Annotated in this window: 10 protein-coding genes; 3 read left to right on the top strand and 7 right to left on the bottom strand. The window is 54.1% G+C overall.

Annotated elements, in window-relative coordinates; all coding sequences use genetic code 11:
* Positions 1-301, bottom strand: a 301-nt coding sequence (locus HP459_RS18505; protein WP_171936614.1) for an IMP dehydrogenase, incomplete at its 3' end; no start/stop codon positions are given.
* 228 nt (positions 302-529) lie between these two features.
* Between HP459_RS18505 and coaE the strand changes: the two genes are divergently transcribed.
* From coaE to yacG, 3 genes are read left to right on the top strand one after another with little or no spacing between them, the layout of a single operon-like run.
* Positions 530-1,150: a dephospho-CoA kinase gene (coaE, locus tag HP459_RS18500; protein WP_022647053.1), complete on the top strand. Its 621-nt coding sequence runs from the start codon at positions 530-532 to the stop codon at positions 1,148-1,150.
* A complete protein-coding gene (zapD, locus tag HP459_RS18495) occupies positions 1,150-1,893 on the top strand; it encodes a cell division protein ZapD (protein WP_022647052.1) in 744 nt (247 codons plus the stop codon). Before coaE ends, zapD begins: the two co-directional genes overlap by 1 nt.
* Positions 1,894-1,902: 9 nt before the next feature.
* Positions 1,903-2,097 carry a DNA gyrase inhibitor YacG gene (gene yacG, locus HP459_RS18490; protein WP_003856332.1) on the top strand — a complete coding sequence of 65 codons (195 nt, stop codon included), beginning with the start codon at positions 1,903-1,905 and terminating at the stop codon, positions 2,095-2,097.
* Between the two features lie 34 nt (positions 2,098-2,131).
* Here yacG and mutT read toward each other — a convergent pair whose 3' ends face one another.
* From mutT to ftsA, 6 genes are all read right to left on the bottom strand, one after another.
* A complete protein-coding gene (mutT, locus tag HP459_RS18485; protein WP_032625594.1) occupies positions 2,132-2,524 on the bottom strand; it encodes an 8-oxo-dGTP diphosphatase MutT in 393 nt (130 codons plus the stop codon).
* Positions 2,525-2,581: 57 nt separating this feature from the next.
* Positions 2,582-5,287 carry a preprotein translocase subunit SecA gene (gene secA / locus HP459_RS18480; protein WP_022647050.1) on the bottom strand — a complete coding sequence of 902 codons (2,706 nt, stop codon included), beginning with the start codon at positions 5,285-5,287 and terminating at the stop codon, positions 2,582-2,584.
* Between the two features lie 59 nt (positions 5,288-5,346).
* Positions 5,347-5,850, bottom strand: a complete 504-nt coding sequence (gene secM / locus HP459_RS18475) for a secA translation cis-regulator SecM (RefSeq protein ID WP_032621757.1) — start codon at positions 5,848-5,850, stop codon at positions 5,347-5,349.
* A 280-nt stretch (positions 5,851-6,130) separates the two neighbouring features.
* A complete protein-coding gene (gene lpxC, locus HP459_RS18470) occupies positions 6,131-7,048 on the bottom strand; it encodes a UDP-3-O-acyl-N-acetylglucosamine deacetylase (protein ID WP_003856337.1) in 918 nt (305 codons plus the stop codon).
* Between the two features lie 101 nt (positions 7,049-7,149).
* Positions 7,150-8,301 carry a cell division protein FtsZ gene (gene ftsZ, locus HP459_RS18465; protein WP_022647048.1) on the bottom strand — a complete coding sequence of 384 codons (1,152 nt, stop codon included), beginning with the start codon at positions 8,299-8,301 and terminating at the stop codon, positions 7,150-7,152.
* Positions 8,302-8,363: 62 nt separating this feature from the next.
* Positions 8,364-9,175, bottom strand: an 812-nt coding sequence (ftsA, locus tag HP459_RS18460; RefSeq protein ID WP_171936613.1) for a cell division protein FtsA, incomplete at its 5' end; no start/stop codon positions are given.

Raw genomic sequence — 9,175 nt, 5'->3', positions numbered from 1 at the left:
CCATCACATGCTTCACCACGTCAGCCGAGGCGGAGGCGACAAACGCATTCCACTCCTCAGGGCTGTAGTGTTTATGTACCGCAGTAAGGATGTCGAATTGCGCCAGCGCGGTCGCCATCTCGAAGGTCCCGACGGTGTCCATGTTGGCCGCGATAATCGGCACGCCAGACCACGTCTGACCGGAATGCTTAAAGGTGAATTGACGTTCGAGTTCAACGTCTGAGCGACTTTTCAGTGTAGAGCGTTTAGGGCGGATAAGAACGTCTTTGAAACCTAACTTCAGATCTTCTTCAATACGCATGTGCGGATTCCTGGGGTTAGAGGCAAATATATTAAAAGCACAACTCCAGTGACGCTATCATACGCACTAATACCTGCTCCGCAAGACTGCGAAATTCTCTTTTTTTACGCTACAATCCTATAAATTTACCTGGTAAAAAGCGGGTAAAGAGAGCTAAACATTGGCTGTTGTAAGTTTGAATTTTAAGCAACTGATTTTAAAACTGAATAATTCCCAGGATCTGATTTAATGGGGTATATCGTCGCATTAACCGGCGGCATCGGTAGTGGTAAAAGCACCGTTGCGCACGCGTTTGCTCGTCTCGGCATCACAATTATCGACGCCGATATCATTGCCCGTCAGGTGGTAGAACCCAATACACCCGCCTTAAACGCCATTGAAGCGCATTTTGGTCGCCGAGTGATACAGGCTGACGGCACCCTGAATCGTCGGCAGCTGCGTGAGTGCATATTTTCCGATCCGGCGGAAAAAGCCTGGCTTAATGCCCTGCTCCACCCCATTATCCACCAGGAAACTCAGCGTCAGATTGCCGCAGCCAGTTCGCCCTATGTGTTGTGGGTGATCCCGTTACTGGTGGAAAATCAGCTTCAAAATAAAGCAGACAGAACGCTGGTGATTGATGTTTCCCGCGAAACGCAAATCCAGAGAACCATGGCGCGTGACCATGTTTCACGCGAGCATGCTGAACAAATTCTTGCCGCACAGGCCACGCGCGAAGCGCGCCTCGCCGTTGCGGATGATGTTATTGATAATAACGGCGCACCAGATGCCATTGCATCGGATGTTGCTCGTCTGCACGCGCAGTATCTGACCTTCGCCGCGCAGGCCGTTGCACAGGAAAAACCATAATGTCGACTCATATCCTTTTTGAGCATCCGCTTAACGAAAAAATGCGTACCTGGCTACGCATAGAATTTCTTATTCAACAACTTTCACAACATCTGCCCGTCAACGATCACGCCACCGCGCTGCATTTTTTCCGCAACGTGGGCGATCTGCTGGATGTGATTGAACGCGGCGATGTCCGCACTGAGCTGTTGAAAGAGCTGGAGCGCCAGCAGCGTAAATTACAGGCCTGGGCCGAAGTACCGGGCGTAGATAAAAGTCGAATTGACGCTTTACGCCAGCAGCTAAAAAACAGCAGCGCGACGCTGATGGCCGCGCCGCGCGTTGGACAATTTTTACGCGAGGACCGTCTGATTGCGCTGGTGCGTCAGCGTCTGAGCATACCGGGCGGTTGCTGTAGCTTTGACCTTCCAACGCTGCATATGTGGCTGCACATGCCGCAGGAACAGCGCGATCGCCAGGTAAACAGCTGGATGGGCAGTCTGGAGCCGATGAATCAAACGTTATCCCTGATCCTCGATCTTGTGCGTAACTCTGCCCCGTTCCGCAAGCAGACCAGTCTCAACGGTTTTTATCAGGATAACGGCGACGACGCCGATCTTCTGCGTTTGAATCTCTCTCTTGGCGAGCAGCTTTACCCGCAAATTTCCGGACATAAAAGCCGTTTCGCGATCCGCTTTATGCCGCTGGACAGTGAGCATGGCACCGTGCCGGAACGCCTCGATTTTGAACTGGCCTGTTGTTAAGGAGTGCCGATGTCTGACGTAACCACCGTAAACTGCCCAACCTGTGGGAAAACTGTCGTCTGGGGAGAAGTGAGTCCATTTCGCCCATTCTGCTGCAAACGCTGTCAACTTATAGACCTGGGCGAATGGGCGGCGGAAGAGAAACGCATTCCGAGCGAAGGCGATCTCTCGGATAGCGATGACTGGAGCGAAAACCAGCAGTAACATTTAAAGCCTGCTGGCGCTTCGCTTAGCAGGCCTACGGTTGTGCGACCAGCCGGAGGATCACAGGCTCATTGGCAGGCGGGAATTTTTCCGCATCGCTGGCCTGAAGCTCAATCCAGTTACCCGGCTGCCCCTCTTTTCCCCATGGCTCACCTTCCCAGTTTTCCACCAGCCAGAACCACAGCGTGATGTGCCTGTCCGGAAACTGGTACTCCAGCTTATCGAACAGCGTTGCGCCATGCGGGGTGATCCCCACCTCTTCCTGAAGCTCACGCACCAGCGCCTGCTCCGGCGTTTCACCTGATTCGATTTTTCCGCCGGGGAATTCCCATTTGTTGGCCATATGCGCATCGGCGGCACGTTGGGTAATGAAGATCTGGTTTTGCGGGTTGCGAATGATCCCGACAGCAATTTGCAGTGTTTTCATCATGTCACTTCCATAAAAAAGGCGCAGATATCTGCGCCTTTTCGTTTTGTTATGTTCTTAGCTCAGACGGCCATGGCACGCCTTGTATTTTTTGCCGGAACCACATGGGCACGGATCGTTACGACCGACTTTACGATCGCCCGTCTGCGCTGCGATTGCCGCTGCGGCTTCGCTCTCATCGGTCTGATGACTCAGCTGCTGCATCTGTGCCAGACGCTCAGCTTCTTCACGACGCTGCTGCTCCATCGCTTCCACTTCTTCCGGCATACGCACCTGAACTTTGCTCAGAGTGCTGATGACTTCATACTTCAGCGACTCCAGCATGGCAGCAAACATGGAGAAGGATTCACGCTTGTACTCCTGCTTCGGATCTTTCTGCGCATAACCACGCAGGTGGATACCCTGACGCAGGTAGTCCATCGCCGCCAGGTGCTCTTTCCACAGGGAGTCCAGGGTCTGCAACATTACGCCTTTCTCGAAGTGACGCATCATCTCAGCGCCAACCACTTCTTCCTTACGCTTATAGACGTCCAGCGCGGTTTCGTAGATACGCTCGCGCAGGGTCTCTTCGTGCAGCTCAGGCTCTTTGTCCAGCCACTCTTTGATTGGCAGTTCGAGGTCGAAGTCGTTTTTCAGACGTTCCTGCAGGCCTTCGATATCCCACATCTCTTCCAGAGACTGCGGTGGAATGTGCGCGTCGATAGTGGCTTTGAACACATCTTCGCGAATGCTGTTGATGGTTTCGCTCACGTCGGACACGTCCAGCAGTTCGTTACGCTGGGTATAGATCGCACGACGCTGGTCGTTGGCAACGTCATCATATTCCAGCAGCTGCTTACGAATATCGAAGTTGCGGCTTTCTACTTTACGCTGGGCGTTGGCAATCGCTTTGGTAACCCACGGGTGCTCGATCGCTTCGCCAGGTTTCATGCCCAGTTTACGCATCATGCCGGACACACGGTCAGAGGCGAAAATACGCATCAGCGCATCTTCCATAGACAGATAGAAACGGGAAGAACCGGCATCACCCTGACGGCCCGCACGACCGCGCAGCTGGTTATCGATACGACGAGATTCATGACGCTCGGTACCAATGATGTGCAGACCACCGGATGCCAGCACCGCGTCGTGACGCACCTGCCAGTCGGCTTTTATCTGCGCGATTTGCTCCGGGGTTGGGTTTTCCAGCTCGGCCACTTCGGCCTGCCAGCTACCGCCGAGCATAATATCGGTACCACGACCCGCCATGTTGGTAGCGATGGTTACGGCAGCCGGGTAACCCGCCTGCGCAACGATATCTGCTTCTTTAGCGTGGAACTTGGCGTTCAGCACGTTGTGCTTGATGCCCGCCTTGGTCAGCTCGTTAGACACCACTTCAGATTTCTCGATGGAGATGGTCCCCACCAGAACCGGCTGGCCCTTCGCGGTACGATCGCGAATATCTTCGATGATCGCCTGGATTTTTTCCGCTTCAGTCATGTATACCAGGTCCGGCATATCCTTACGGATCATTGGACGGTTGGTTGGTACTACCACGGTATCCAGCTTATAGATGGAGCTAAACTCAAACGCTTCGGTATCTGCGGTACCGGTCATCCCCGCCAGCTTCTCGTACAGACGGAAGTAGTTCTGGAAGGTGATAGACGCCAGCGTCTGGTTTTCGTTCTGAATATCCACGCCTTCTTTCGCTTCCACGGCCTGGTGCAGACCATCGGACCAGCGACGTCCCTGCATGGTACGACCGGTGTGTTCATCGACGATGATGACTTCACCGTCTTTAACGATGTAGTCAACGTCGCGGGTGAACAGGGCGTGCGCGCGCAGTGCAGCCGTTACGTGGTGCATCAGCATAATGTTGCTCGGGGAGTACAGAGACTCGCCCTCTTCCATAATGCCTTCAGCCACCAGCAGCTCTTCGATTTTCACCAGGCCGCGTTCGGTCAGGTTGACCTGACGCGCTTTTTCATCCACGGAGAAGTGACCTTCACCCTGGAAAGTATCGGAGTCTTCTTTCTCCTGACGCAGCAGGTGTGGAATGATTTTGTCGACTTTACGGTACATCTCGGAGCTGTCTTCGGCCGGGCCGGAGATGATCAGCGGGGTACGCGCTTCATCGATCAGAATGGAGTCAACCTCATCCACCAGCGCATAGTGCAGTTTACGCTGGACGCGCTCTTCAGGGCTGAACGCCATGTTGTCACGCAGGTAGTCGAAGCCGTATTCGTTGTTGGTGCCGTAGGTGATGTCCGCGTTGTAGGCTTCACGCTTCGCAGGTGCCGGCAGGCCGGACATGTTAATGCCCACGGTCATGCCGAGGAATTCGAACAGTGGACGGTTATTTTCGGCGTCGCGTTGCGCCAGATAGTCGTTGACGGTAACAACGTGAACGCCCTTACCCGTCAGCGCATTCAGGTAAGCCGGCAGCGTTGCAGTCAGGGTTTTACCTTCACCGGTACGCATTTCCGCGATGCAGCGCTCGTTGAGCACCATCCCGCCCAGCAGCTGCACGTCGAAGTGACGCATGCCGAACACGCGTTTACTGGCCTCACGTACTACGGCAAAGGCTTCCGGGATCAGGCTTTCTAAGGTTTCGCCTTTCTCCAGACGCGCACGGAACTCCGCGGTTTTTGCTTTCAGTTCATCATCAGAGAGCTTCTCCATCGCCGGTTCCATACCGTTGATGACGTTCACAGCTTTGCGCATGCGGCGCAGGGTACGATCGTTACGACTACCAAAAACTTTGGTTAATAATTTGATTAGCATAATAAATTCTCAAACGCCCCAGTCGGGCAGATAAATTAAGGTATTGAAAAAGGGTTAATTTAGCTGAGGCGTTGAGGCCCGGCACGGATGCCGTGAACCTGGCTAATCCAGGTCGAAACAGAGAAGGATGCGGGGGAAACAAAAGCAGTTTGCGCCGTCTGACTCACGGTCACAGGCGGCTGGTTGTCCTGCGTCAGAAGCGCATTGAGCGTATCGAGCAGAGCAAGGTGCTGAGCCTGGACCGGCAGCGTTTCTTCAGCAACAGGCATCGTCTGCGGCGCCATCGCGAACGACAGATGGCGAATAACCGTGCGAATCGCGTGTTGCTGCCAGTAATCAACGGAGAAATTGGGACGACGGTTGGCTTCAAGCCATGCGAGATTAGTGAAGTTAACCCGCGTGGTGAGATCATGCTTGGTCGTCGTGGAACGTGCTGGCGTTGCCGCGTCTGCGCTGTTGCTGAGCACAGGCAAGCCGAGACTCGCCGCGACCATCCCCAATAAGAGATGCGGCCAGAAGTAACGTCTGCCAAATTGTCGCCAGCGCGTCAGTATTCCGCTCACTTGCTCCACCACGTTCGCCCGCCAGTGCAGGCTGAGTTCAGTTATTCTTTTTTAGCGCCCAGATATTACCACTAAAGCCAATACACGACAGCAGGAATGACACCTTGCAGCAGGTAAAAACGGTCATTAATGCAGCGAACACACCGTTATTTGGCACCCAACACAGGCCAGGGGTGAGAGAGACAAATCCAGAAAGGGCAGAAATAAAAACGACTGGCTTCCCTGGTCGGAGAGAGTACCAGGTGAACCAGTCGCTTTTCTTACGAAACGGCTTTAACCGTTACGCCAGGACCATAGTCGGGGCTTTGAACGCCAGCGGCAGTTCAGCTTCGTCTTCGAAGGTCACATATTCCCAGGCTTCCTGTTTTGCCAGGACGGCCTGCAACAGTTTGTTGTTCAGTGCATGACCGGATTTAAACGCGGTAAAGGCACCAATGATGTTGTGACCACACATGAAGAGGTCGCCGATCGCGTCCAGCATTTTGTGACGAACAAATTCATCTTCAAAACGCAGACCGTCTTCGTTCAGTACGCGATAATCGTCAACAACGATGGCACAATCGAAGCTGCCGCCCAGGCACAGGCCGCGGGATTGCAGATATTCGATATCACGCATAAAGCCGAAGGTACGTGCTCGGCTGATCTGACGCATGAACGCATCCGCAGAGAAGTTCATCGCATAGCGCTGGGTGCTGGAGTCAATCGCCGGATGGTTAAAATCGATGGTGAAGTCCAACGAGAAACCATTGTACGGTTTGAATTCAGCCCATTTGTCGCCATCTTCGACGCGAACGGTCTCTTTAATGCGAACAAATTTCTTCGCGCAGTTCAGTTCTTCGATGCCGGCATCCAGCAACAAATAAACGAACGGAGCAGCACTCCCGTCCATGATCGGGATTTCTGGCGCATCGACTTCAACCATAATGTTGTCGATACCCAGACCCGCCAGGGCGGCGTTCAGGTGCTCTACGGTAGAAATCCGCACGTCATGCTCGTTCACCAGACAAGTACAGAGCATAGTATCACGCACAGATTTGGCATCGGCCGGAAAATCTACCGGTGGATTCAAGTCGGTGCGACGATAGATGACCCCGGTATTGGCCGGCGCAGGGCGTAACGTCAGTGTGACTTTCTTGCCGGTATGTAAACCGACACCCGTCGCCTGAACGATACGTTTAAGTGTCCTTTGTTTGATCATCGTATAATCTCGCCAAATTAACTATCCAACCGAGAGTGTATATCACTAACGGTGGGCCAGTTTAGCACAAAGAGCGCAAATCCCCAAATTCCAGCCAATTCTTAGTCAGCTTGCTTACGCAGGAACGCCGGGATATCCAGATAATCTGGCTCTTTTGCCGTTTGTGGAGTCGGGTCGTTCACCACTTTCGCAGCCGGTTTTTGCTCCTGAGTCAGAGGCGACATACCGTGCTGCTGGTAACGATCCATCACCGGCTGCTGAGTCTGTTTGTTGGTCACGAGGGTGATCTCAGGACGCTTGTCCATACCGATACCGGTGGCCACAACAGTCACACGCAGTTCGTCGTTCATTTCCGGGTCAAGGGACGTACCGATAACAACGGTCGCGTTGTCAGAGGCGAATGCACGGATGGTGTTACCCACGGTTTCGAACTCATCCAGACGCAGGTCAAAGCCAGCGGTAATGTTGACCAGCACGCCGCGCGCGCCAGACAGATCGATATCTTCCAGCAGTGGAGAAGAGATCGCCATTTCAGCGGCTTCTTCCGCACGGTCTTCACCGCTCGCCACGCCAGAGCCCATCATCGCATAGCCCATCTCGGACATCACGGTGCGAACGTCTGCAAAGTCAACGTTCATCAGGCCAGGACGGGTAATCAGTTCAGCGATACCCTGAACCGCGCCTTTCAGCACGTCGTTTGCCGCGCCAAAGGCGTCCAGCAGAGAGATACCGCGACCCAGCACTTTCAGCAGCTTGTCGTTCGGAATGGTAATCAGAGAGTCCACGTGCTTGGACAGCTCGGTGATACCCTGCTCCGCGAAAGCCATACGCTTCTTACCTTCAAAGTTGAAAGGCTTGGTCACGACAGCAACGGTCAGAATACCTAAATCTTTAGCGACTTCCGCCACAACGGGTGCTGCACCGGTACCTGTACCGCCGCCCATACCCGCTGCGATGAAGACCATGTCTGCACCGTCCAGTGCAGCGCGCAGCGCTTCACGATCTTCTTCAGCCGCGTTGCGGCCCACTTCCGGGTTAGCCCCTGCTCCCAGACCTTTGGTGATGCCACCACCGATCTGAATCGTCTGGCCAACAGCCGTTTTACGCAGCGCCTGCGCATCGGTGTTCACCGCGAAGAATTCAACACCTTCGATGCGCTCGCGCACCATGTGCTCTACGGCGTTACCGCCGCCGCCACCGACGCCGATGACTTTAATCACCGCGTCGTTGGTTAATTCCATAGGTTCAAACATAATCTCTCTCTCCGTTGTGCCTGTCGCCCGAGACCGCTAATTCTCTCCGGTCTCTTAAAAAATTAAAATTCTTTTCGCAACCAGGTGTTAAGTCGTTTGACCCACGACCCCACCGAGACGCGTTTTTCCACCTCTGCCTCACCACTTAAATGGGATTCTTTCCCGTAGTGCAGCAGGCCCACCGCCGTTGAATAGTACGGCTCCTGAGCATAATCCGTTAAACCGGTAATATTCAGCGGCGCACCAATACGCACCTGCGTATGGAACACGCGCTGAGCGCAGGCCGCAAGACCTTCAATTTGCGCTGCCCCGCCGGTTAATACAATCCCCGCTGCGAGATGATGTTTCACACCCTGCTGGCGAAGCTGTTCCTGTAACTGCAAAATCTCTTCGTTGACCAGGTTGAGCAGCTCGGTATAACGCGGCTCAATTACCTCTGCCAGCGTCTGGCGTTGCAGGCTGCGCGGCGGTCGACCGCCTACGCTCGGCACTTCAACGCTCTCGTCTTTGCCGACGATAGAGCCCAGCGCGCAACCGTGGCGCACTTTAATCGCCTCTGCATCGCTCGGTGGCGTACCAAAGGCGTAAGCGATATCGCTGGTCACCACATTCCCGGCGTACGGGATCACTTTGGTGTGGCGCAACGCACCGCCGGTATAGACAGCCATGTCCATTGTACCACCACCAATATCGACCACACAGACGCCCAGTTCACGTTCGTCTTCGGTCAGCACGGAATAGCTCGCGGCAAGTCCGGCGAAAATTAGTTGGTCAACTTTCAGGCCACAACGTTCAACGGCTTTTACAATGTTCTTCGCCATATCGTTGTGACATGTGATCAGGTGCACTTTTGCCTGCATACGTACGCCCGACA

The sequence above is a fragment of the Enterobacter sp. CM29 genome (genome assembly GCF_013179605.1).
GTDB lineage: Bacteria > Pseudomonadota > Gammaproteobacteria > Enterobacterales > Enterobacteriaceae > Enterobacter > Enterobacter intestinihominis.
This window is presented reverse-complemented; position numbering and strand designations above follow the sequence as displayed.

What these genes read in the sequence shown, in the direction of transcription:
- zapD (WP_022647052.1), top strand. Translation starts at nt 1,150, where the DNA reads ATGTCGACTCATATCCTTTTTGAGCATCCGCTTAACGAAAAAATGCGT.
- coaE (WP_022647053.1), top strand. Translation starts at nt 530, where the DNA reads ATGGGGTATATCGTCGCATTAACCGGCGGCATCGGTAGTGGTAAAAGC.
- ftsZ (WP_022647048.1), bottom strand. Translation starts at nt 8,301, where the DNA reads ATGTTTGAACCTATGGAATTAACCAACGACGCGGTGATTAAAGTCATC.
- yacG (WP_003856332.1), top strand. Translation starts at nt 1,903, where the DNA reads ATGTCTGACGTAACCACCGTAAACTGCCCAACCTGTGGGAAAACTGTC.
- mutT (WP_032625594.1), bottom strand. Translation starts at nt 2,524, where the DNA reads ATGAAAACACTGCAAATTGCTGTCGGGATCATTCGCAACCCGCAAAAC.
- lpxC (WP_003856337.1), bottom strand. Translation starts at nt 7,048, where the DNA reads ATGATCAAACAAAGGACACTTAAACGTATCGTTCAGGCGACGGGTGTC.
- secA (WP_022647050.1), bottom strand. Translation starts at nt 5,287, where the DNA reads ATGCTAATCAAATTATTAACCAAAGTTTTTGGTAGTCGTAACGATCGT.